This window comes from Eubacterium sp. An11 (assembly GCF_002161065.1).
GTDB lineage: Bacteria > Bacillota > Clostridia > Lachnospirales > Lachnospiraceae > Anaerobutyricum > Anaerobutyricum faecale.
Genome location: NZ_NFLV01000001.1, coordinates 309,653 through 331,389 on the forward strand (window position 1 = coordinate 309,653; position 21,737 = coordinate 331,389).

Sequence of the window (21,737 nt, forward strand, 5' to 3'; positions counted from 1 at the left end):
AATAATGGAAATCAATATGGATAAAGGAGAGAGGCGTGTTATGAGAAAGATACTGATCGTGGAGGATGATATTTTAATTGCGGAGATTGAGAGAGACTATCTGGAAATCGAAGATTATGAGGTGACCATCTGTCAGGACGGGCAGGAGGGCCTGAAGCTGGCTCTGGAGAATGAATATGATCTGATTTTGCTGGATGTCATGCTGCCTGGCGTCAACGGTTTTACCATCTGCCGGGAAATCCGCAAGCAGAAAGATGTGGCGATCATCATGGTGACGGCAAAAAGAGAAGATCTGGATAAGATCAGAGGTCTCGGACTGGGAGCGGATGATTATATTGTAAAGCCGTTCAGTCCCAGCGAGCTGGTGGCCCGGGTCAAAGCGCATATCAATATCCATGAACGCCTGAAAAAAAATAATGAAAGTCCCGACCGGAAAGCTTTTGAGAAAGGCAGTATCCAGGCGGGCAAGCTGAAGATCCTTCCGCTGTCCAGACAGGTTTTTGTGGGAGACAGAGAAGTGGAGCTTGCCAATAAAGAATTTGAGCTTCTGTATTTCCTGGCGTCCAATCCGAATATTGTATTTTCTAAAGATACTCTGTTTGACCGTATCTGGGGCATGGACGCCATCGGAGATACGGCGACGGTGGCGGTGCATATCAACCGCATCCGTGAAAAGATCGGTCCGGACGAGGAAACACTCAAACTCATTGAAACTGTCTGGGGAGCCGGATACCGGTTCCGCCAGAAATAAAAACGGTTCAAAATTTCCGGGAGGCAGAGAAAAGGAACTGTAAAATATTTCCTATAGAGCAGATAGAGTTTATGAAAAGTTTATTTTTCCTTTATAGGGAGTTGAATGATGGCCTATATAATGGCATCATCAAAACAAGACAGGAGCATACAATAAAGTTCAGAAGAACAGAAATGTCGTGGCAAAACTGTTCGTACGAAACAAAAACAACAAGGAGGAAAAATTATGAGTAAGAAAAAAATTTTTGCAGGATTGTTGACAACGACAATGGCGGCGGCTATATTAGTGACGGCAGCGGTTCCGGCCAGTGCAGCCCTTCCGCCGCAGGGAATGAGAGTCGAAGGAGCCGGCTCCGTACGGGTGGGAAGGACCATTGAACTGGACACGGATATTTATCCGGATGATGATCTGGTGAGCAGCTGGAACATCGTGTGGAAGAGTAAGAAACCTTCCGTGGTAAAAGTTCTCAACAAGAGAGGCGAAGATACCCGGGTGAAGGGACTGAAAGCCGGAAAGGCCAAGATTGTTGTTAAGATCAAGGGAACCAATATCAAGGCAACAAAGACCATCACTGTAAAGAAAAATGTATCTGCTTCCAGTGAATCCGCTTCCGATAAGAAGAAGCTCAACAAGTACAAAAAGAAAATCAAAAAGATCAGAAAGCAGATCGCGAAGACGGCGGTTCCGGCAACGGCAGCGGAGCGCAGGGCTGTTTACCTGAAGTTTGAAAGTAAGTTAAATAAGCTGGACCGCAAGATTGATGTGATCAACGACCGCTGGGATGACCGCTGGGGAAGCACTGCACGTTCCATGGAAAGAGCAGTGGATGTCGCTGAGAACTATCTGGAAAGTGTAGAGGATTATCTGGAGCACAGATTTGACTGGAATGATGATCGTTACGACGATGACCGTTACGACGACGATCGTTATGACTGGGATGATTAATGACGGTTTACATGGAAATGGTTCCCATTGACCATGGAGAGTGTGGCACATATTGTAAATTGTGACACCGATTGGAAAAAGAGAAACGTTTTATGACACAGGAAAACAAGAGGGAGGAAAAATATGAAGAAAAAAGTATTGGCAGGCGCGCTTACCTTTGCCGCAGCAGCGGCCGTTATGCTGACAGTGAACACAGACACGGAGGCAGCATCACGGAGAATCTATATTGACGGCTCCAGAACCGCCTGGGTGGGACGGACCATCGAGCTGGATGTGGACGGAGCGTTCAATGATGATTATATCAGAGACAGCAGGATCGTCTGGAAAAGCAGCAAGCCGTCTGTGGCAAAGGTGATCCGCAAAAGAGGCGACGATACGAGAATCAAGGCGCGTAAGGCAGGAACTGCAAAGATTACTGTCCGCATACAGGGAACCAGCCTGAAGGCAACCATGAAGCTTAAGGTGAAGAAGACATCCCATGCGTCCCGCAAATGGAATACTTCCAAAGGAAGTAATTCCGATACTAAAAAGCTGGCAAAATACAGAAAGCAGATCAAAAAGATTTTCAGGCAGATCAAAAAGGTCAACTGGAATGTCGGAGCCAGCCAGCGCAGAAATCTGTATTATACTTATGCAAGACAGCTGAAGGTCATCGACCATAAGCTGGACAGATTGAATGATAAGTGGGATGACCGCTGGGGATGGACCGCCGAGAGAATGGATGACGCCATCGACCGCGTGGAAGATTATCTGGATGATGTGGAAGATTATCTGGAAGACCGGTTTGACTGGGATGATGACTGGGACGACTGGGGAGATGACGACGACTGGGATGAACATGACGACGACCGCTGGACCGGTAATAAAGTAAGTTATCCGGGAAATAACTCCGGAAATCATCAGTGGAATAATGATCGGCATGAGTCCTGGAATGACGATGACGACGATGATGATGATGATCCGGACGGAGAAGATCATCCTTTTGACAGCGACGACTGGGATGATGAAGACTGAGAAGACCAGTGGGATGAGAGGGATTGATTCTTTCTATAGCGCGGGAATCATCCGGTGCCAGATGAGAAAGATGTCCCTTTATATAAAAAAAGATGTTTTGTTGTTCTTTCGGGCATAATGACGAATGTGTAAAGCATGGAAATAGCTGCAGGAACCAGGATTCTTTTACAGATGTCCTGGTTCTTTTTTTGTTTTATAAAGTTTTGTTTATTTTTCATTAGAAAACAGGATATTTCTTGTTCTTTAATGATATTTTTTTTGCATTGAGTCTTTCCTGCTTTCGTTGTATAATCTCAGGGAACTATATTAAGAACAACATAGGAGGATTGCAGAATGTTCGGGAAGAAAAGTTCTGTGAGGAGGGGACTAAAGATCATCATTGTCGGCTGTGGAAAGGTCGGCGTGACTTTGGTGGAACAGTTATCCAAAGAAGGGCATGACATCACTATTGTGGATAAAAATGCCGAAAAAATACAGGAGATCGCCAACTTTTATGACATCATGGGACTGGCGGGCAACGGAGCCAGTTTCAGTGTGCAGATGGAAGCGGGGATTGAGGAAGCGGATCTGCTCATTGCTGTGACAGAGTCCGATGAGCTGAACCTGCTTTGCTGTACTGTGGCAAAACAGGTCGGTGACTGTGCGGCCATCGCCAGAGTGCGTACGCCGGATTACAGCCAGGAAGCGGCCTACCTCCGGGAAAAGCTTGGTTTGGCTATGATCATCAATCCGGAGCTGGAGGCAGCCAGGGAGGCAGCCCGTATCCTGTTCCTGCCGTCGGCGCTGGAGGCGCATTCCTTTGCCCGTGGCCAGGCGGAACTGATCAAATTTGCTGTGCCGGAAGATAATATTCTTGACGGAATGACCATCGCTCAGATGGGAGAGAAGCTGGCGTCGGAAGTGCTGGTCTGCGCGGTGGAAAGAGGAAAGAAAGTCTATATCCCTGACGGAAATTTTCAGATCGTCAAAGGGGATATTCTTTCGTTTGTCGCTCCGAGAAAAAGGACAAAACCGTTCTTAAAACAGATTGGTTTTCAGACAAACCAGGTGGCAAATACACTGATCATCGGGGGCGGAAAGGCGGCATTCTATCTGGCCAAACAGCTGATCCGTGTGGGCATTTCCGTAAAGATCATTGAACAGGACAAGGCCCGCTGTGAGGAACTCAGCGTACTTCTGCCGGAGGCAGTCATTATCAACGGAGACGGAACCGATCAGGAGCTTCTGGAGGAAGAGGGCATTTCCTGGGTGGAATCCTTTGTGCCGCTCACGGGTATTGACGAGGAGAATATTCTGCTGACGCTGTATGCAAGGCAGGTGTCAAACGCGAAGGTGATCACGAAGATCAACCGGATCACCTTTAAAGAAGTGATTAATGGACTGGATCTGGGCAGCGTGATTTATCCACGTTATATTACATCAGAAGCTATCATCGCCTATGTCCGTGCCAAGAAAAATTCCATGGACAGTAACATAGAGTCTCTTTACCATATGTATGATTCTCAGGTGGAGGCCATTGAGTTCCGGGTAGATACTCCGTCGGCGGTGACAGATGTGCCGTTGAAGGATCTCTCTTTAAAGAAGAATCTGCTGGTTTCCTGTATTTACCGTGAAGGAAAAATACGGATTCCAAGCGGTCAGGATTGCATCCATGTGGGTGACGCAGTGCTGGTGGTTACAACAAACACAGGATTTGAAGATATACAGGATATTTTACTTTAGCGGAGGGCATCATGAATACATCAATGATTCGGTACATTTTGGGACAGGTGCTCAGGATCGAAGGTCTTTTGATGCTCCTGCCCTGTATTGTGGCAGTTATTTATCAGGAGAAGGAAGGCTTTGTCATTCTCGGGGTGGCCGCCCTGTGTTTCTTCCTGGGAACAGCGGCGACCATCCGGAAACCGAAAAGTCAGATCTTTTATTTAAAGGAAGGTTGTGTGGCGACGGCGTTAAGCTGGATCGTCATGAGTATCTTTGGCTGTCTTCCTTTTTATCTGTCGGGGGAGATTCCATCCTTTGTGGATGCGATGTTTGAGACGATTTCCGGATTTACCACCACCGGTTCCAGTATTCTGACCGATGTGGAGGCCATGTCCAGATCGGTCAATTTCTGGAGATGTTTTACCCACTGGATCGGCGGTATGGGCGTTCTGGTCTTCCTGCTGGCGGTGATCCCGCTGAGCGGAGGTTCGCACATCAATCTGATGCGGGCGGAGAGCCCGGGACCATCGGTGGGCAAACTGGTGCCGAAGATTAAATACACGGCGAGGATTCTGTATATTATTTACGTGGGGATGACCCTGGTGCAGATCGTGCTCCTTCTGATCGGACATATGCCTTTATACGACGCCCTGACCATTACATTTGGAACGGCGGGAACCGGAGGCTTTGCCATCAAGGGTGACAGCATAGCAGGATATTCTTCCTATCTGCAGTGGGTGATCACCATTTTTATGATTTTGTTTGGCGTGAATTTTAACGCTTACTATCTGATTTTATTCCGGAAGTTTAAAAAGGCTGCCGCCATGGAAGAGGTGCGATATTACTTCCTGGTTATCATCGCGGCGACGGCGTTTATCACCTGGTCTCTTTGCCGGACAGCCATGGGATTTGCCGAGGCGTTAAAGCATGCGGCCTTTCAGGTGGCATCCATCATCACCACCACAGGATTTGCCACCACGGACTTTAATTACTGGTCGAAAAGCTGTCAGACGGTGCTTGTCATCCTGATGTTCATCGGCGCCTGCGCCGGCAGCACCGGCGGCGGTATCAAGGTATCCCGGTTTGTGCTGCTCATAAAGACGGTGAAAAAAGAGCTGACTTCTTATATTCACCCGAAGAGTATCAAGAAGATCCAGGTGGATGGCAAACCGGTGGAACACGAGGTTGTCCGTTCCACGAATGTATATTTTATTACTTTTATGATTCTGTTTGTGGTTTCTGTTTTTCTGGTATCTCTGGAAGGCCAGGACCTGGTGACCACATTTACGGCTGTGGCTACAGCCATCAACAACGTGGGTCCCGGTCTTGCCAAGGTAGGTCCTATGGAGAATTTTGCCCATCTGACAGATTTAACGAAAGTCGTGCTCATGTTTGATATGCTGGCCGGCAGGCTGGAACTGTTTCCTCTGTTGATCCTGTTCCATCCATCGTTGTGGAAGGATGCGTTAAAGCAGGGCATCGGAAAAGTAAAACATCAGCCGGACAGATAGACCGGCAGAGGACTGAGGGGAGAACTCTTTTGTGGACGGCAAAACAGAAAGGAAGGATCCGATGACAGAAAAAACAGGAAAGAGAGTGCGGTATCAGATTCTGGATGAACTGCGGGGACTGGTCTTCCTCAGTATGGTGCTCTACCACGGAATGTGGGATCTGGTCTATATGTTTGGATATGAGGCGCAGTGGTATCAGGGAACTGCCGGATATATATGGCAGCAGAGTATCTGCTGGTCTTTCATCCTTCTGTCTGGTTTCTGCTGGACATTTGGCCGGAAAAAATACAGACATGCCGGTCTGGTATTCGGCGGCGGACTGCTGGTGACTCTGGTCACCTGCGTGTTCCTGCCGGAAGACCGGGTAATATTCGGGGTTCTGACCCTGCTGGGAACAGCTGCCTTTGTCACGACGCTGCTGCAGCCTGTTCTTTCCCGGTGCCGTCCGGTGCCGGGACTTGTGGTCAGTGCCCTTCTTTTTGTACTCGCAAGAAATGTGAACCAGGGGTTTCTCGGTTTTGAAGGATGGCGTTTGCTGCGTCTGCCGGAAGGCTGGTATCAGAATCTTGCCACGACATTCTTTGGTTTTCCCCCGGAAAATTTTTATTCCACGGATTACTTTTCTCTGATTCCCTGGCTGTTTTTATATTTGAGCGGTTATTTTCTGTACCGGTGTGTCCTGAAGCGGCGGGAAGCGGAAAAGCTTCTCTCTTTTCTGGAAAAGGGGAGGATTCCCCTGCTGCGGTGGATCGGACAGCACAGCCTTTTGCTTTATCTGCTGCATCAGCCGGTGATTTTTGTACTGCTTCAGCTGCTGCAGGTACTATTTTACAGATAGAAATCATGGGATTTTAGTGTATAATAGAGATAAAGAAGCACAGGACAGGGGGAGATGGAAATATGAATGAGAAAATGACACGTTTGCAGATAAAAAAGATGGTGAAACTGATCATTGGAGTTGTCTTTATCATGGTGATCATCACAGGTTTTCTCATTTATTCTCTCTCACAGACGATGAATGATTCTGCGAGAAAGCAGATGACCATTGAGACAGAAGAATATAAGAACAGGATTAATAAACAGATTGAGTCGGATTTTCAGAGCCTGGATACGCTGGCGAGTTTTTTTACCAGCGAAATGATCGAGGACAGGGATTCTTTTGCCCGGCGGCTGGATACGTCCAACAAACAGAATAATTTTCGGACCATGGCATTTTTTTACGGGAATGGCAGCGGTATTGTATCCACACTGGGACTGGGTGTGAAGAAGAATATGAGTTATAAAGATCTCAATGAGGCGGTTCATCCGGTGATCGAGAAGGCTTTTGAGGGTGAGAAGAGTGTGTCACGCCTTTTTAAAAGCGACGCCATCGACGGGAGAGTTTTCGCTTACGCCATTCCGGTCTACATTGACGGTGAGCTGAGCGGCGTGCTGATGGCCAGTGATCAGATTGAGATTTTTTCAGATATCATCAACGGCAATACAGTTCTTGGAGGAAACGGATATCTGCATATGGTCGGCACGGAGGGAAATTTCCTGGTCCGGTCTCAGAATTCTGTGGTAAAAGAAAAAATATCAAATATTTTTGACGGGCCGTACTTTGATCCGGATGAAGTGGATGTGTTAAAGCAGGAAATGAAAGACCAGAAGAAGGTGTTTTCCTCTTTTATGTACGAGGGAGAGCGGTATCAGGTCCTTCTGGATCCGGTAGGGTTAAACGGCTGGTATCTGTTGTGTGTCGATACTCTTCAGGACAGCAACTCGTCCATTTATCCTGTGCTGGGAATCATGGGCGTGGCGCTTGTCGGTGTGGCCCTGATCATTTTGTTTCTGCTCATCTACGGATTCCGTATGGTGCAGAGGAATAACCGGGAGCTCTGGCATCGGGCTTATCATGATTCTCTCACGGGAGCCAAAAATCTTCCTTATTTCAATCAGGAGCTGGCAAAGCGGCTGATGGAGGGCCGGAAATTGTCGGTGGCGGCTCTGAATATCCATCAGTTTAAATTTATCAATGAGATTTTCGGCAGAGAATACGGGGATACACTTCTTAGAGAAGTGAAGGAAGTTCTGGATCAGAAAATGAGAGAAGGGGAATTCTTTGCCAGAGACAAGGCGGATCTCTTTTATCTGTGTCTCCTGGACACAGACCGGGAGCAGATTCTGACAAGGCTGCAGGATATCATGAGCGCCATTGTCAATATTTCCAGTCATCATCACAATAACTATCAGATTCTTCTTTACTGTGGAGTAGCGTCCAACGAGGAGAATAACAAAGATGTGACACCGCTGATGACCCATGTAATGTTTGCCCTGACCACGGCGAAAGGATCTTATCAGAATAATGTCTGGTTTTACGATTCTGATCTGCACGAGAAAGAAAAGAAAGAAAACTACGTGGAAAGTCACATGCATCAGGCTCTGCGGGACGGAGAATTTCAATTCTATCTGCAGCCGAAGGTTGATCTTAGGACAGGGCAGCTGAAGGGCGCTGAGGCGCTGGTACGATGGGTGAAAGCGGATGGCTCCATGATCTATCCGGATGAATTTATTCCGCTTTTTGAACAGAATGGTTTTTGTACGAAGCTTGATCGTTATATGGTGGAATGTGCCTGCCGGCAGATTCGCCAGTGGATGAATGAGGGCACGGAGCCGGTGGGGATTTCGGTCAATCAGTCGAAACTTCTTTTTTATGAAAATGATTACATTACGACCTTGACGAATCTGATTCAGAAATACGATATCCCCGGCAATCTCATTACGCTGGAGATTCTCGAAGGACTGGCGGCGGATCATGTGGATGAACTGAATCATAAGATTTCTTTGCTGCAGGAGCAGGGATTTCGCATCTCCATGGATGATTTTGGAAGCGGTTATTCTTCGCTCAACATTCTCGGCAACCTTCATATCGATGAACTGAAGCTGGACCGGGGATTTCTCATGGAAGTCAGCGATGGCAGGGATGCCCGGGCCCGCATTATCATGGAACAGATCGTGCAGCTGACCAGACGTCTTCAGATTTCCACGGTGGTGGAAGGTGTGGAGACCGAGGAAAACGAAAAGCTGTGTTCTGATATGGGCTGCGATCTGGGGCAGGGATACTATTACAGCAGGCCGATACCGAGGGAGGAGTTTAACCGTAAATACATGGAACAGGTACAGTGAAACCGGAGAAAGCCAGGTGCGGCAAAGGCAGCGGCACAGCCAATGAAAAGGGTTGGCGGGCAGAGTCAAAGCGAAAGTTAAAAAAATTGACACAAAAATAATGATATGCTAGAATAGTGACACTTGCCCGGAGGGTAAATCATTCGGTGGAAATGAGGAGCTGGATAAAGGCACGGACTGAGATGTCTGTACTTTATCCGGCTTTTTTTCGTAGAATTTCCAACGAAGTGCCATGGGGTAAAACGTCTCCGGACAGGGGCATACCGGCGTGAAGTAAAATTTTGTCAGGAAAGTGACTGCGCCCGGAGTAGGAGAAATTTTGAGAGGGAGAGAAAGTTGTTATGGATTTTTTAAACGGGAAAATACGCACCTTGTATTTTAAGTATCTGGCGGCGGCCTTTGGCAGCGCGCTGATCACCTCCATCTATTCCATCGTGGATATGGCTATGGTCGGCCAGTACCATGGACCGGAGGGCACGGCGGCGCTGGCGGTGGTGGCACCCATCTGGAATATTATTTACAGCCTGGGACTTCTGATGGGAATCGGCGGTTCTGTGCTGTTCAGCACCATCCGTGGACGGAGCGATGACGAGGAAGAAATCAGCCGCTCCAATGAGTATTTCACCACATCCATGATCGGGGCGGTGATTCTGGCAGCCATCGTCTGGATTGCCATTGCATTTTTTGACAGAGAGCTTTTGATTTTCTTTGGGGCGGAAGGAGAGACCCTCGCTCTGGCCAGGGAATATGTCCGGCCGATCAAGTTTGTTGTGCCCTGCTTCCTGTTTACCCAGGCGCTGGCGGCCTATCTGAGAAATGATAAGAATCCGGCCCTTGCCACCGCCGGAGTGCTGGCAGGCGGCATCTTCAATATCTTTGGCGACTATTTCTTCGTGTTTACCTGTGATATGGGAGCTTTCGGCGCGGGACTTGCCACGGCCATCGGTACGGTAATTTCTATCCTTGTGATGGCGTCACATTTCCTCACGAAGAAAAATACGTTGCGGCTGGTTCGCCCGACAGGCATTTTACACAAAGTCCGGGAAATCTCGGTGACAGGATTTTCCACATTTTTTATCGACATCGCCATGGGAATCCTGACCATTCTGTTTAACCGTCAGATCATGGCGTATCTGGGAACCAACGCCCTGTCCGTATATGGGGTTATTGTCAATGTCAGCACCTTCGCCCAGTGCTGCGCTTACAGCGTGGGTCAGGCTTCCCAGCCGATCATTTCTACTAACTTTGGTGCGGGAAAGAGCGGACGGATCCGGCAGACCCTCCGGTATGCCCTGGGAACCGTGGCGTGTTCTGGCTGGTTCTCTGCCTGGCGATTCCCAACCAGTTTATTTACATCTTCATGGATCCGACAGAAGCGGTCCTCGCCATGGCGCCGGCCATCATCCGCACCTACGGTCTGTCTTTTTTGCTGCTGCCGTTTAATATCTTTTCCACCTATTATTTCCAGGCGGTCATGAAACCCCAGGCGGCCTTTGTGGTTTCCGTATCCCGGGGTCTTGTCATCAGCGGCATCCTCATTCTGATTCTGCCGGTCATTGCGGGAGCCGGTGCGCTCTGGTTTGCCATGCCGGTGACGGAGCTTCTGGTGGCAATCTATGTGGCGTGTATGATGGCACGGTATACGAAGAATCTGCCCACCGGGAAGGAGATTCTGTAAAGTTGTTTCACCGGGTCCGTGTCAGTTCTTTTCTGTGCTGACCCGGACCCGCACCCTTATCATCTGGCAGTCTTTCCTGGAGCTGCCCACTTCGTCAATGAGACGTTCTTCATAAGCGTCCCCTGTGATGCGGTAATTATTTTCTTTTATGAAGGTAAATATACGGTCATATATTTTCTTCGTATCTTCCAGACCGCCTGCTCCATAAGCTGTCACATAATCTCCTGCGGGAATTGTGCTGTTGGCGTACTTTCCATCATGTACATAGGCAATGATGTTGGAAACGATGGAGGTCTGTGCCTGGAAAAGATTCTCCATCCCTATCAGGTATCCTTCAGGGTATCCGAAGGAAATATGCTGCTGTTTACATTTCATGTAAAAATCCAGCCAGATATCATCGGGAATGTGATGGCGGTCGGCGGAAAAGGAATCGCTGAGGAAAACGGGCATTTCGTCAAAATATTGTATCTGCACGATACCGGTTTTAGAAGAGACCCCTTCCTCCAGCTTCCGCAGTTTGATTCCAAGCATATCCTGGATAGACCGAAGTTCTTCGATTTTATCATTAAGCTTTATTTCCTGTTCTCTTAAAAGTGAGATGGCGTTTTCGGGAGTGATGTCTGAGGTATATTCTTTGATTTCAGACAGAGGCATCCCCAATTCTTTTAAAACATTGATTACTGAAATCACATAAATCTGGTCATGGGTATAGTATCGGTAGCCGTTGGGAGCGGTGTATTTAGGAGAAAAAACTCCGGTATTATCATAAAAAATCAAAGATTTTCGTTTAATTTCTGAGATGCGGGAGAACTCGCTGATTGTCATATAACTGTCATTCTCATGCTTTTCCATATGTTTCATTTCCTTTGCATTTTAATTTTTCTTTTTTCGCAATATTTCCTTGACTATCTAGTTACTATACAGAATATACTGTGGAAAACGGACGTTGTCAACAGAGCAAAATACTTATGTCGGCGTGCGCCTGAGGAACAGGAAAATATAGAGGAAGAGAGGTACATTTGTATGGGAGAAAAAAATAAAATATTGGCCCGCTATATTCTGCCATCGGCAGGCGGCCTGTGCGTTACCTATTTGTACAATATCGTTGACGGAATCTTTGTAGGAAGAGGTGTTAGGGCGCTTGCTCTGGCGGCAGTTAATATTACGGTACCGTTTATCACTACACTGGTGGCAATATCTACTTTATTTGCTATGGGTAGCTCCACGGTAATTGCTATCCGTCTGGGCCGGGGTGATAAGAGAGGGGCGAACGATGCGTTCATGACGGCGCTGGTTCTGACTTTCCTGCTTTCAGTTCTTCTGCTGATCGCGAACATTTTTTAGACTGGCTTTTTATCTTTCCGATGAAGATGGGGATTATGGGAGCGGCAGTTGCATCTGGGCTGGGGCAGTTGCTTTCTTTTATGATTTTGATCAGCCATTTTATTCGCAAGAGAGGCGACCTGAGGATATGCAGATATAAATGTTCCTTCACTTTGGCAAAAAAGATTTGTAACCGTGGTGTGCCGGAGTGTTTCACCCAGCTGAATACACCTGTCACTGCATTTTGTTATAACTGGGTACTGGCAGGCACACTGGGAGATATGGGTGTGGCAACTTTCAGTGTGCTGAGTTTTATCTACTCGCTGGCAAATGCGATTCTTTCCGGTGTGGCGCAGGGCCTCCAGCCATTGTGGGGACAGGCATTTGGTAAAAATGACAAAGGGGAACTAAAATCAGACTTTCTCGCAGGTATGAAGATTAATTTACTGGTATCTGTGATTATCTATGTGATCCTTGTGGTCTTCCGCATCCCGGTTGTAAGATTATTTAACAGTGAGGCTGAGCTGGTTGAGATGGCGTCTGGTGCGCTTCCGGTATTTGCACTGTCGTTTCTGTTCATGGCAGTGAATTTGATTTTTACAGCTTATTTTTATTCGACGAAGCAGACCTGGAAATCAAATATTATAGCGGTAAGCAGAGGTATCATCGTAAAAGCAGCGGCAATCTTTCTGGTGTCGATGTAGCCTGGAGCAAAGAAAATGTGAGACCCTATTCGCAAGGGGGCTGAGAGTATAAAGCTCTCGGCCCCCTTGATGTAAGTCAGGTGTTCAAAAATTCTGCTGGTGTCATAATTGCCGGATTTTTTACGCCGGACTCTAAGAAATCCTTATCGCCGGTCAGCAGCACATCTGTTTTCGCTTCAATGGCTGCTCTCAAAATAGGGCGGTCATCAACATCTCTGATTTGTGTTTCGGTCATATTTTCCTATCAGAACTCTCATTCTTTTTCGTCCTCATTTCTCAATGCTTTGACGAGAGCCATAACATCATCTTCCGAGGTCAAACCGGTGCGTTCTGCTTCTCCGGCCATTTCCTGCTGAAGCATCTGCATAGCATAAACAGCGGAATTGACAATTCGGACACTGTTGCCCTCAACGATGAAAGTGACCCGGTCACCGCTTGATACGCCAAGTACATCACGGACATCCTTTGGAATTGTGATTTGTCCCTTTGCCATAACTTTGGCATTGTCCACAAATGCATTTGTTAACATGATTTTGCACCACCTTTCTGAAATATGGAAAGTAGGGATTTCCCTACTTTTATTATACGCAGAAAAAGTAAAAAATCAATGTGAACCGTTGGAATTATTTTTCAGGGTCAGTATGAACAGAAGGATGGACTTTACTGCCTTCTCCTGAAAAAAACTCTCAACAATAAGTATTGACGAATCCTCGTTGATTAGGTATATTTAATTTGAGTTAGAAATACCTAACCAGGAGGAAAACATATGAACAGAGCAACATTGGAAATCGTACAGAAATTAGACCGGGAATCCCTGGAGGTCCAGCTGCTTTTGCAATGCGCGCCGATGATCGCGGGGTTAAAGGCATCCAACCTGCTGATCATTGCCAGCGAGAATGAAGCGGATGCCAGGAGAATTTTAAATGGAACAAAAATTTCCTGCGCCCGTCTGGCGCGCATGGATAAGAAGACCACCATGCTCATTTATCATGAGCAGTGGGTGAAAGAGTATTTAGCCAGCAGGGAAGTTTCCGACCTGCTTCGCGTGCTGGGGTATGAGGGGAAGGGCTTCTATGAAGTACTCCATTCCGTCAGAAAGAAATACCGCTCTTACATGAAAAAGGAAGGGGAATTTCCCCATGAGCTGGGGCTTCTTCTGGGCTATCCGGCGGAAGATGTGAAAGGCTATATGGATAATAAAGGGCGGAACTATCTCTGTACGGGCTACTGGCAGGTGTATGCTGATCCGGCGGCCAAGCTGAATCTGTTTCAGAAGTTTGAACTGGCGAGGGAGCGTCTGATTCGGGCCATCTTTGATGGAAAAGAAATTCAGGAATTAATACAAGTAGCAGGAGGATGAATCAATGGAAAAATTATATGTTGTTTACTGGTCACAGACAGGAAATACACAGGCTATGGCGGAGGCCATCGGTGAAGGTATCGGTGAAGCCGGCAAGGAAGCTGTTGTTGTGGAAGTGGGGAGCGCATCCATGGATGATCTGAAGGCGGCAAAAGTGTTTGCGCTGGGCTGCCCGGCCATGGGAGCGGAAGTGCTGGAAGAGATGGAGATGGAGCCGTTTGTGGAAGAAGTGGAAGGCTTTGCTTCCGGAAAGAAGATTCTCTTATTCGGTTCCTATGGCTGGGGAGACGGCCAGTGGATGAGAGACTGGGAGGAGAGAATGAGCGGTGCCGGCGCAGAGCTTGTAAACGGTGAAGGATTTATCTGTCAGGAGATGCCGGATGACGCTGCGCTTGACGAGCTGAAATCTCTTGGAAAACAGATGGCGCAGATCTGATCTGCCTCTTCTGAAATTTCAAAAAAGAACTGTCATGGACAGCAGGAAGAAAAAGGTAGATTATTGATAATTTTTCTCAATTATGTTATTGACAACTTATTTTGATTAGCATATACTAACTTTGTGATAAGCGTAATCGCGAATACATACAAAAAGAAAGAGGATGAGATGATGCCACTGACTATGGCCGATGTCGGCGAACCAATTACAATCAAACGCGTGGGAGGACGGGAAGAGACCCGGAAGTTTCTTGAGAATCTTGGATTTGTGACGGGAGGCACCGTGACCCTTATTTCACAGGTGGGCGGGAACGTTATCGTCAATGTGAAAGATTCCAGGGTTGCCATAGGGAAAGACATGGCGAATAAGATTATGGTTTAGTCGTGGCTTCAGAGATTCTCTGAAATTTTATACTGGATAGGAGACTGGATGAATGGAAAAGAATGTTGGAACAAAAACTTTGCGTGACGCAAAAATCGGGCAGACCGTCAAAGTGAAGAAGCTGACGGGCGACGGACCGGTGAAGAGGAGGATTATGGATATGGGAATCACAAAGGGTGTGGATATCTATGTTCGTAAGGTTGCGCCGCTGGGGGATCCGGTGGAAGTGACGGTCCGCGGATATGAATTATCTTTGCGAAAAGCAGATGCCGATATGATTTTGATTGGCTGATTTTTTTTGACGCAGAGGTTAGTATTTACTAATTTTAGTATGAACAATCTATTCTAAGTATGAATAATCTATCGAGAAAAGGAGCATGAAAATGTCATTGAAAATTGCGTTAGCAGGTAATCCTAACTGCGGTAAAACGACACTGTTCAACGCACTGACCGGATCCAATCAGTTTGTGGGAAACTGGCCGGGCGTTACAGTGGAGAAAAAAGAAGGAAAATTAAAAGGACATAAAGATGTCGTGATCATGGATCTGCCGGGAATTTATTCCTTATCTCCATATACACTGGAGGAAGTGGTTGCCCGGAATTATCTGATCGGAGAGAGACCGGACGCCATCATCAATATTATTGATGGTACAAATATCGAGCGTAACCTTTATCTCTCCACACAGCTCATGGAGCTGGGTATTCCTGTGATCATGGCAGTGAATATGATAGATATTCTGGAAAAGAGCGGGGATAAGATCTATGTCAACAAGCTGGCCGATAAACTTGGCTGCGAGGTGGTTGAGATTTCTGCCCTGAAGGGAACCGGAATCAGGAAACTGTCCGAAAAAGCCGTGGGTCTGGCCCAGAGGAAGCAGGCAGCCATGCCGGTACACAGCTTTGATTCCGAGGTGGAAAATATCATCGAAGATGTGGCTTCCATGCTCGGCAGTGAAGTCCCGGAGGAACAGAAGCGGTTCTTCGCCATCAAGCTTCTGGAAAAAGATGATAAGATCGGTGAACAGCTTTCCAGAGTACCGGATGTTTCCGCTCAGATCAAAGCGTTGGAAGACAAGTTTGATGACGATACGGAAAGTATCATCACCAATGAAAGATATACATACATTTCATCCATCATCCATGATTGTGTCACAAAGGCAAAGGGTGAGAAATTAACAACTTCAGATAAAATTGATAAGATCGTAACCAATCGGTTCCTGGCTCTGCCGATTTTTGCGGCGGTCATGTTCATTGTGTACTATGTATCCGTGACAACCGTAGGAACCTGGGCCACAGACTGGATGAATGACGGCGTGTTTGCGGACGGCTGGCATCTTTTCGGTATCGAAGCCCTTTTCGTGCCGAGTATCCCGTCTCTCATTGAAGGTGCACTGAACGCCATCGGCTGCGCGGCATGGCTGCAGAGCCTGATCTTAGACGGTATCGTGGCCGGCGTGGGCGCAGTACTTGGTTTCGTTCCGCAGATGCTCGTACTGTTTATTTTCCTGGCATTCCTGGAAGGATGCGGATATATGGCGCGTGTTGCCTTCATCATGGACCGGATTTTCCGTAAATTCGGCCTTTCCGGAAAGTCCTTCATTCCGATGCTCATCGGAAGCGGCTGCGGTGTTCCGGGAATCATGGCTTCCCGTACCATTGAAAACGACAGAGACCGTAAGATGACGATCATGACCACAACCTTCGTTCCCTGCGGTGCCAAACTGCCGATCATCGCCCTCATCGCAGGCGCGCTCTTTAACGGCGCGTGGTGGGTGGCACCGAGTGCCTATTTTGTAGGTATCGCGGCGATCATCTGCTCTGGTATCATTTTAAAGAAAACAAAACTGTTTGCCGGAGATCCGGCTCCGTTCGTCATGGAGCTTCCGGCTTACCATCTGCCAACCGTGGGAAATGTACTGCGGAGCATGTGGGAGCGCGGCTGGTCCTTCATCAAAAAAGCCGGAACCATCATTTTATTATCTACCATCGTACTGTGGTTCCTGCAGGGCTTTGGATGGGTGGACGGACGGTTCACCATGCTGGAAGCAGAACAGCTTGACAGCAGTATCCTTGCCGCCATCGGAAATGTCATCGCTCCTCTGTTTGCTCCACTTGGCTGGGGTGACTGGAAAATGGCAGTGGCAGCGGTTACCGGACTTATTGCAAAAGAAAACGTGGTTGGTACCTTCGGTATTCTCTTCGGCTTTGCGGAAGTTGCAGAAGACGGAGCAGAGATCTGGGGACAGCTGGCAGGCAGCATGACTGCAGTGGCAGCCTACTCCTTCCTGGTATTTAACCTTCTGTGTGCTCCTTGTTTCGCGGCCATGGGCGCCATCAAGAGAGAGATGAATAATATCAAATGGTTCTTTATTGCCATTGGATATCAGACTCTGCTGGCTTATGTGGCTTCCCTCTGCATCTATCAGATCGGAACCTTCTTAACTGGCGGCGGATTCGGGATCGGAACAGTAGTGGCAGTGATTCTGGTCATTGGTTTCATTTACCTGCTCTTCCGTCCATATAAGGAAAGCAAGACGCTCAATGTGAGTATGAAAGGCATGGCTAATGCGCGATAAAGAATTATCTTCTGAGGACTGTTATCAGCGAACAAAAATGCAAAAAGAGATCATCATTAAAAGACTGCGGGAAAACGGGTGCCGGATCACCAAGCAGCGGAAAATGCTTCTGGATATCATTCTGAAAGAAGACTGTTCCTGCTGCAAGGAGATTTATTATAAGGCTTTGGAAGAAGATGAAAAAATCGGTTCGGCCACCGTTTACCGGATGATCAATACGCTGGAGGAAATCGGCGCCATCAGCCGGAGAAACATGTACCGGGTCTCCTGCGGAAATCCCTGCGGGGCAAAAAATATCTGCACCGTGGAGCTTGACGACGACCAGGTCTGCCAGCTGGATGATGATAACTGGCGCAGCGTGGTGGAGGAAGGCCTGAAAGCCTGCGGCTATATTGATCGTCAGAAAATTAAAAATATATTTGTGCGTTCCTGTGATAAAGAGGAACCTCTATAAAAGTGAGACCGTGTATCCTGCTTCCGATGGGAGACACGGTTTCTTTTTTTAGCATAATGCATACCTTCTCTTTCTTTTTTTAGCTCTTGAGACTGCCAGCTTGAAAAAAAACAGAGGTTTTTTTATAATAAGTTCATGTGCGTGCACAAAGTTGTGTGTGCCGGCATCGGTCTGCGGAAAGGGCAGACATTCCGGGACAGAGATGTCAAAAGTAATGAGAAGAAAGAGATAAAATATAGAAAGAAGGAAAAAGTATGGGATTAAACGACACACCGTCCGGTGAGAGAGTACACATCGGATTTTTCGGAAAAAGAAACGCGGGAAAGTCAAGCCTGGTCAACGCTGTGACAGGACAGGATATGGCGGTGGTCTCCGAGACTAAGGGAACTACCACAGACCCGGTGCGTAAGGCCATGGAATTGCTGCCCATCGGTCCGGTGATGATCATCGACACGCCGGGATATGACGATGAAGGGGCCTTAGGTGAAAAAAGAGTACAGAAGACAAAGCAGATTTTAAACCGCACCGATGTGGCAGTGCTGGTGGTGGACGCAGTGGAAGGCCGCACCGACTGTGACCGGGAACTGATTTCCCTCTTTGAAGAGAAAGAGATCCCTTATCTTGTGGTCTACAATAAAGAGGACTTGCTGGAAAATGTGCCGGCGGCCAAAGACAATGAGATTTATGTGAGCGCCCTGAAGGAAGAGGGCATTTATCAATTAAAGGAGAAGATCGCGCAGTTTGGCAAAGATGCCGGCGCAGAGCGTCCGCTGGTCAGTGACCTGATCCATGCGGGAGATCTGGTGGTCCTTGTGATCCCGATCGACAGCGCGGCGCCGAAGGGCCGTCTGATTCTTCCTCAGCAGCAGGTGATCCGGGATATTCTGGAGGCCGGAGGAGCAGCCGTCTGTGTAAAAGAGACGGAGCTGCCGGAGATTCTGCCGAAATTATCAGAGAAGCCTGCCATGGTGATCACTGACAGCCAGGCTTTCGGAAAGGTTTCTGCCGATGTGCCGGAGGATATTCTCCTCACTTCCTTTTCTATTCTGATGGCAAGATACAAGGGACTTTTGGACACAGCGGTGGAAGGAGTGGCCGCTATTGACCGGTTAAAAGACGGCGATAAAATACTCATCGCGGAGGGATGCACCCATCACCGCCAGTGCGACGATATCGGCACTGTAAAGATTCCGCGGTGGTTAAAGCAATATACCGGAAAAAACCTGGAGATTGAGACCAGCTCCGGTCTGGGATTTCCGGAAGACTTGTCTCCGTATTCCCTGGTCATTCACTGCGGCGGCTGTATGTTAAATGAGAGAGAGGTTCGTTACCGGATGAAATGTGCCGGGGACCAGCAGGTGCCGATCACCAACTACGGGATCGCCATCGCTTATCTTCATGGCATCTTAAAGAGAAGCGTGGAAGTATTTCCGTATCTGGCGCGGCTGCTGGAAAAATAAGGAAGAGTTTTTTTGTCGAAAAACCTTTGTTTTTTCATCTTTTTTTGTTATACTTTTTTGGGAAAAGGGCCGTCTGGCCCCGGTGAGAAAGGAAAGCGGATGGGATGACAGACAAGTATAAGGTAATAGAGGCACTGGAAAAAGAACAATGCGATGTGAAGGACGCCCTGACGCGCTGCATGGATATGGAGGATCTGTACGTGGAACTGCTTGGTCTGTTTGCGGACGATCCGCAGATAGATGAGCTTCTGGACGCCTTCCGGCAGCATAACGTGGAGGACGTATTTTTCCATTCTCACACGCTCAAAGGCGTATACACGAATCTGGGGATGAAGCATCTGTACGAGATGGATGTACCGATAGTGGAAGCTACCAGAGATAAGCGGCCAGAGCAGCTGGATCAGCTGGAGGGAGCGGTGGAGGCTCTGTTTGAAGAACACAAGAGGATTGTTTCTGTAATACAAAAGTACATATAAAAGAAGAAAAGGAGACGCGGCTGACAAAGTGGTGTGCTACCCGTCAAGTAGACAATGAAAAAAATAAAATTTTTGTGTTGCCCGGTTTGTACCGGGCAATATTTTTATGCGGCTAATAACCGTTCATGAAATTCAAACGGTGTTAATACATCAAGGCCCCTTTGCGGGCGGTCATTTATGTAATAGTCTATATATGCCGTTATCGCTTGTACAAGATCCTCTCTGGTATGATACTTCTTTCCATAATACATTTCGCGTTTTAGTATCCCCCAGAATCCCTCCATAGGTCCATTATCCGTACAGTGTGCTACCCGGGACATACTCTGTGTCATTCCCGCATCTACCAGCTTTTGGTGAAACGCGCGGGAAGTGTATTGGAAGCCCCGGTCACTATGAAAGATTGGATGAGCTCCCGGATTGTTCTTTACTGCCAGATCGAAAGTATCAAATACAAGCTGATTGTTATTGTGATCGCTTAACACATATGCAACCGGACGATGATCACATAAGTCCAGAATCACACTCAGGTAAAGTTTATGGATATGGTCAAATGAAGTACCGTACTTAAACTCTGTTACATCAGTCACCCATTTCTTGTTTAATCCATCTGCATGAAAGTCTCTGTTTAAAATATTTTCTGCTAGAAAAGCTGGATTTTTCGATGGCCTGGTGCAGCCGTCATAACGATATTTCAAGTTTGATCTTATCTGCTGTTTTCTACATATACGCAGGATCCTCTTATCATTTACTTTGATGCCATTATCGTGACGGAGTTTATCGTTTAATCTCCGATATCCCATGTCAGGATGTTCTTGATGGAGTGCTTCTAACCGGTCGGAAATCTGTTTGTTCAGCCGGTCATTTGCTGTTTCTATACGGTTCAGCCATTTGTAGTAAGCCGCTCTTGTAATGCCGCCAAGCTTACATAAGGAACGGATCGAGTAATGGTGTTCTTCATGTTCCTCTTTGATTACCTGATAAATGTGTTTGTTTCTTTGCCGGCTCAGCCCCGCCTCCTTTCGATTTCTGCAAGTTTTTTTAGGAAGTCCGCCTCCATTTGCGCGTGTTCTTTTTCTGCCCGCAAAATCCGGTTTTCTGCCCGCAGCTTTTCGAGTTCTGACATTTCCGCTTCTGGTTTTCGTTTTCCACGTCTGTCACGAAGAGCCTCCACTCCCTGCTTCTCGTATTTTATAGTATAATTACGTGCCTGTTGGTAAGAAATCTTAAACTGTTCTGATGTCTTGGCATAATTATGATCATGGGCGATGCAGTATTGCACGATTTCGACCCGTTCATCGAAGGTGGTTTTTCTTCCTTTGGTCATGATAGCATTTCCTCCTGTTCCGGAAGCTTTCAGCTTCTCATGTCCATTATACCTCAAAACCCACTTCCTGATTGTATCTTCGGAAGGAATGTTATAGGTGAGTGCCAGTTCCCCGTAAGATCCTTCCCCGTTTAGATACGCTTCAACAACATCTTTTTTAAAGGAGGCCGAATAAGATTGATTGTGCCCTGTTCTGAGGAAAGCGGATTCTCCGAATGCTTTATACTTGTTAACCCATCTTCTAAAAACGGTTTTACCCACTCCAAGTTCGCTGGCGTGTGATAGATAGGATCCGTTTCCTGAAATGTAATCTTTTACGGCCCGTAGCTTCACTTCTGGTAATATTCCTCTAGCCATAATAAAACTCCCCTCCAGATAAACAGTTTTATTATTTCAACTGTCTACCTAAAGGGGAGCATATCATATTGCACTTCCCCTCTTCTTTTCTATATATTTTATCTAAATACTGGCACAT

The 21,737-nt window shown here is 47.3% G+C and carries 24 protein-coding genes; 19 read left to right on the forward strand and 5 right to left on the reverse strand.

The window, feature by feature from the left end; translation table 11 throughout:
• Positions 1 to 40: 40 nt before the first annotated feature.
• From B5E53_RS01295 to B5E53_RS20030, 9 genes are all read left to right on the forward strand, one after another.
• Positions 41 to 751 carry a response regulator transcription factor gene (locus B5E53_RS01295; protein WP_087311984.1) on the forward strand — a complete coding sequence of 237 codons (711 nt, stop codon included), beginning with the start codon at positions 41 to 43 and terminating at the stop codon, positions 749 to 751.
• Positions 752 to 976: 225 nt separating this feature from the next.
• Positions 977 to 1,696 (forward strand): hypothetical protein, encoded by a 720-nt coding sequence (locus tag B5E53_RS01300; protein WP_087311986.1) that lies wholly within the window; start codon positions 977 to 979, stop codon positions 1,694 to 1,696.
• Between the two features lie 123 nt (positions 1,697 to 1,819).
• Complete coding sequence (locus B5E53_RS01305; protein WP_087311988.1) at positions 1,820 to 2,710, forward strand: Ig-like domain-containing protein; 891 nt, start codon at positions 1,820 to 1,822, stop codon at positions 2,708 to 2,710.
• Between the two features lie 333 nt (positions 2,711 to 3,043).
• On the forward strand, positions 3,044 to 4,432 hold the full coding sequence (gene trkA, locus B5E53_RS01310) for a Trk system potassium transporter TrkA (protein WP_087311990.1): 1,389 nt from the start codon (positions 3,044 to 3,046) through the stop codon (positions 4,430 to 4,432).
• Positions 4,433 to 4,443: 11 nt separating this feature from the next.
• Positions 4,444 to 5,925 carry a TrkH family potassium uptake protein gene (locus B5E53_RS01315; protein WP_087311992.1) on the forward strand — a complete coding sequence of 494 codons (1,482 nt, stop codon included), beginning with the start codon at positions 4,444 to 4,446 and terminating at the stop codon, positions 5,923 to 5,925.
• Positions 5,926 to 5,986: 61 nt separating this feature from the next.
• Positions 5,987 to 6,763, forward strand: a complete 777-nt coding sequence (locus B5E53_RS01320; protein WP_087312215.1) for a heparan-alpha-glucosaminide N-acetyltransferase — start codon at positions 5,987 to 5,989, stop codon at positions 6,761 to 6,763.
• Between the two features lie 62 nt (positions 6,764 to 6,825).
• A complete protein-coding gene (locus tag B5E53_RS01325) occupies positions 6,826 to 9,090 on the forward strand; it encodes an EAL domain-containing protein (RefSeq protein WP_087311994.1) in 2,265 nt (754 codons plus the stop codon).
• Between the two features lie 341 nt (positions 9,091 to 9,431).
• Positions 9,432 to 10,568 carry an MATE family efflux transporter gene (locus B5E53_RS01330; protein ID WP_343215568.1) on the forward strand — a complete coding sequence of 379 codons (1,137 nt, stop codon included), beginning with the start codon at positions 9,432 to 9,434 and terminating at the stop codon, positions 10,566 to 10,568.
• Entirely contained in the window at positions 10,565 to 10,768 is a 204-nt protein-coding gene (locus B5E53_RS20030; RefSeq protein WP_343215569.1) for a hypothetical protein, read from the forward strand. Before B5E53_RS01330 ends, B5E53_RS20030 begins: the two co-directional genes overlap by 4 nt.
• Positions 10,769 to 10,789: 21 nt before the next feature.
• On the opposite strand, the gene B5E53_RS01335 is transcribed toward B5E53_RS20030, so the two are convergent.
• Positions 10,790 to 11,620, reverse strand: a complete 831-nt coding sequence (locus B5E53_RS01335) for a MerR family transcriptional regulator (protein ID WP_162611737.1) — start codon at positions 11,618 to 11,620, stop codon at positions 10,790 to 10,792.
• Positions 11,621 to 11,791: 171 nt separating this feature from the next.
• Between B5E53_RS01335 and B5E53_RS19620 the strand changes: the two genes are divergently transcribed.
• Together B5E53_RS19620 and B5E53_RS19625 are read left to right on the forward strand one after the other, a co-directional pair.
• The gene (locus B5E53_RS19620; RefSeq protein WP_242963466.1) at positions 11,792 to 12,112 is read left to right on the forward strand and encodes an MATE family efflux transporter; all 321 of its coding nucleotides are present in this window, start codon (positions 11,792 to 11,794) and stop codon (positions 12,110 to 12,112) included.
• A gap of 35 nt (positions 12,113 to 12,147) precedes the next feature.
• The gene (locus tag B5E53_RS19625; RefSeq protein WP_242963476.1) at positions 12,148 to 12,795 is read left to right on the forward strand and encodes an MATE family efflux transporter; all 648 of its coding nucleotides are present in this window, start codon (positions 12,148 to 12,150) and stop codon (positions 12,793 to 12,795) included.
• Positions 12,796 to 12,871: 76 nt separating this feature from the next.
• On the opposite strand, the gene B5E53_RS01345 is transcribed toward B5E53_RS19625, so the two are convergent.
• Together B5E53_RS01345 and B5E53_RS01350 are read right to left on the reverse strand one after the other, a co-directional pair.
• On the reverse strand, positions 12,872 to 13,030 hold the full coding sequence (locus tag B5E53_RS01345; protein WP_242963467.1) for a hypothetical protein: 159 nt from the start codon (positions 13,028 to 13,030) through the stop codon (positions 12,872 to 12,874).
• Between the two features lie 18 nt (positions 13,031 to 13,048).
• On the reverse strand, positions 13,049 to 13,324 hold the full coding sequence (locus B5E53_RS01350) for an AbrB/MazE/SpoVT family DNA-binding domain-containing protein (RefSeq protein WP_087311998.1): 276 nt from the start codon (positions 13,322 to 13,324) through the stop codon (positions 13,049 to 13,051).
• A gap of 237 nt (positions 13,325 to 13,561) precedes the next feature.
• Here B5E53_RS01350 and B5E53_RS01355 point away from each other — a divergent pair, with 237 nt between their 5' ends.
• From B5E53_RS01355 to B5E53_RS01390, 8 genes are all read left to right on the forward strand, one after another.
• Positions 13,562 to 14,155, forward strand: coding sequence for a DUF3793 family protein (locus B5E53_RS01355; RefSeq protein ID WP_087312000.1), 594 nt, complete (start codon positions 13,562 to 13,564; stop codon positions 14,153 to 14,155).
• Positions 14,156 to 14,159: 4 nt separating this feature from the next.
• On the forward strand, positions 14,160 to 14,591 hold the full coding sequence (locus B5E53_RS01360) for a flavodoxin (RefSeq protein ID WP_087312002.1): 432 nt from the start codon (positions 14,160 to 14,162) through the stop codon (positions 14,589 to 14,591).
• 168 nt (positions 14,592 to 14,759) lie between these two features.
• Entirely contained in the window at positions 14,760 to 14,972 is a 213-nt protein-coding gene (locus B5E53_RS01365; RefSeq protein WP_087312004.1) for a FeoA family protein, read from the forward strand.
• Positions 14,973 to 15,024: 52 nt separating this feature from the next.
• Positions 15,025 to 15,264: a FeoA family protein gene (locus tag B5E53_RS01370; protein ID WP_087312006.1), complete on the forward strand. Its 240-nt coding sequence runs from the start codon at positions 15,025 to 15,027 to the stop codon at positions 15,262 to 15,264.
• A 91-nt stretch (positions 15,265 to 15,355) separates the two neighbouring features.
• Complete coding sequence (gene feoB / locus B5E53_RS01375) at positions 15,356 to 17,548, forward strand: ferrous iron transport protein B (RefSeq protein WP_087312008.1); 2,193 nt, start codon at positions 15,356 to 15,358, stop codon at positions 17,546 to 17,548.
• Positions 17,538 to 18,002, forward strand: coding sequence for a transcriptional repressor (locus B5E53_RS01380; protein WP_242963468.1), 465 nt, complete (start codon positions 17,538 to 17,540; stop codon positions 18,000 to 18,002). The genes feoB and B5E53_RS01380 overlap by 11 nt, the downstream gene beginning before the upstream one ends.
• 254 nt (positions 18,003 to 18,256) lie before the next feature.
• Positions 18,257 to 19,462, forward strand: a complete 1,206-nt coding sequence (gene hydF, locus B5E53_RS01385) for a [FeFe] hydrogenase H-cluster maturation GTPase HydF (RefSeq protein ID WP_087312010.1) — start codon at positions 18,257 to 18,259, stop codon at positions 19,460 to 19,462.
• A 104-nt stretch (positions 19,463 to 19,566) separates the two neighbouring features.
• Positions 19,567 to 19,938: an Hpt domain-containing protein gene (locus B5E53_RS01390; protein WP_087312012.1), complete on the forward strand. Its 372-nt coding sequence runs from the start codon at positions 19,567 to 19,569 to the stop codon at positions 19,936 to 19,938.
• A 104-nt stretch (positions 19,939 to 20,042) separates the two neighbouring features.
• Here the strand turns inward: B5E53_RS01390 and B5E53_RS01395 are convergent, their stop codons facing one another.
• Together B5E53_RS01395 and B5E53_RS01400 are read right to left on the reverse strand one after the other, a co-directional pair.
• Positions 20,043 to 20,945, reverse strand: coding sequence for an IS3 family transposase (locus B5E53_RS01395; RefSeq protein ID WP_140401420.1), 903 nt, complete (start codon positions 20,943 to 20,945; stop codon positions 20,043 to 20,045).
• Positions 20,942 to 21,619, reverse strand: a complete 678-nt coding sequence (locus tag B5E53_RS01400; RefSeq protein ID WP_087312016.1) for a helix-turn-helix domain-containing protein — start codon at positions 21,617 to 21,619, stop codon at positions 20,942 to 20,944. The genes B5E53_RS01395 and B5E53_RS01400 overlap by 4 nt, the downstream gene beginning before the upstream one ends.
• Positions 21,620 to 21,737 lie beyond the last annotated feature (118 nt).

Coding starts and splice junctions, on each gene's coding strand:
- B5E53_RS01295 (WP_087311984.1), top strand. CDS start 41: ATGAGAAAGATACTGATCGTGGAGGATGATATTTTAATTGCGGAGATT.
- B5E53_RS20030 (WP_343215569.1), top strand. CDS start 10,565: ATGAAACCCCAGGCGGCCTTTGTGGTTTCCGTATCCCGGGGTCTTGTC.
- B5E53_RS01315 (WP_087311992.1), top strand. CDS start 4,444: ATGAATACATCAATGATTCGGTACATTTTGGGACAGGTGCTCAGGATC.
- B5E53_RS01335 (WP_162611737.1), bottom strand. CDS start 11,620: ATGGAAAAGCATGAGAATGACAGTTATATGACAATCAGCGAGTTCTCC.
- B5E53_RS19620 (WP_242963466.1), top strand. CDS start 11,792: ATGGGAGAAAAAAATAAAATATTGGCCCGCTATATTCTGCCATCGGCA.
- B5E53_RS01360 (WP_087312002.1), top strand. CDS start 14,160: ATGGAAAAATTATATGTTGTTTACTGGTCACAGACAGGAAATACACAG.
- B5E53_RS19625 (WP_242963476.1), top strand. CDS start 12,148: ATGGGAGCGGCAGTTGCATCTGGGCTGGGGCAGTTGCTTTCTTTTATG.
- B5E53_RS01400 (WP_087312016.1), bottom strand. CDS start 21,619: ATGGCTAGAGGAATATTACCAGAAGTGAAGCTACGGGCCGTAAAAGAT.
- B5E53_RS01390 (WP_087312012.1), top strand. CDS start 19,567: ATGACAGACAAGTATAAGGTAATAGAGGCACTGGAAAAAGAACAATGC.
- B5E53_RS01320 (WP_087312215.1), top strand. CDS start 5,987: ATGACAGAAAAAACAGGAAAGAGAGTGCGGTATCAGATTCTGGATGAA.
- B5E53_RS01355 (WP_087312000.1), top strand. CDS start 13,562: ATGAACAGAGCAACATTGGAAATCGTACAGAAATTAGACCGGGAATCC.
- B5E53_RS01345 (WP_242963467.1), bottom strand. CDS start 13,030: ATGACCGAAACACAAATCAGAGATGTTGATGACCGCCCTATTTTGAGA.
- B5E53_RS01300 (WP_087311986.1), top strand. CDS start 977: ATGAGTAAGAAAAAAATTTTTGCAGGATTGTTGACAACGACAATGGCG.
- B5E53_RS01350 (WP_087311998.1), bottom strand. CDS start 13,324: ATGTTAACAAATGCATTTGTGGACAATGCCAAAGTTATGGCAAAGGGA.
- B5E53_RS01305 (WP_087311988.1), top strand. CDS start 1,820: ATGAAGAAAAAAGTATTGGCAGGCGCGCTTACCTTTGCCGCAGCAGCG.
- B5E53_RS01330 (WP_343215568.1), top strand. CDS start 9,432: ATGGATTTTTTAAACGGGAAAATACGCACCTTGTATTTTAAGTATCTG.
- B5E53_RS01370 (WP_087312006.1), top strand. CDS start 15,025: ATGGAAAAGAATGTTGGAACAAAAACTTTGCGTGACGCAAAAATCGGG.
- trkA (WP_087311990.1), top strand. CDS start 3,044: ATGTTCGGGAAGAAAAGTTCTGTGAGGAGGGGACTAAAGATCATCATT.
- hydF (WP_087312010.1), top strand. CDS start 18,257: ATGGGATTAAACGACACACCGTCCGGTGAGAGAGTACACATCGGATTT.
- feoB (WP_087312008.1), top strand. CDS start 15,356: ATGTCATTGAAAATTGCGTTAGCAGGTAATCCTAACTGCGGTAAAACG.
- B5E53_RS01325 (WP_087311994.1), top strand. CDS start 6,826: ATGAATGAGAAAATGACACGTTTGCAGATAAAAAAGATGGTGAAACTG.
- B5E53_RS01380 (WP_242963468.1), top strand. CDS start 17,538: ATGCGCGATAAAGAATTATCTTCTGAGGACTGTTATCAGCGAACAAAA.
- B5E53_RS01365 (WP_087312004.1), top strand. CDS start 14,760: ATGATGCCACTGACTATGGCCGATGTCGGCGAACCAATTACAATCAAA.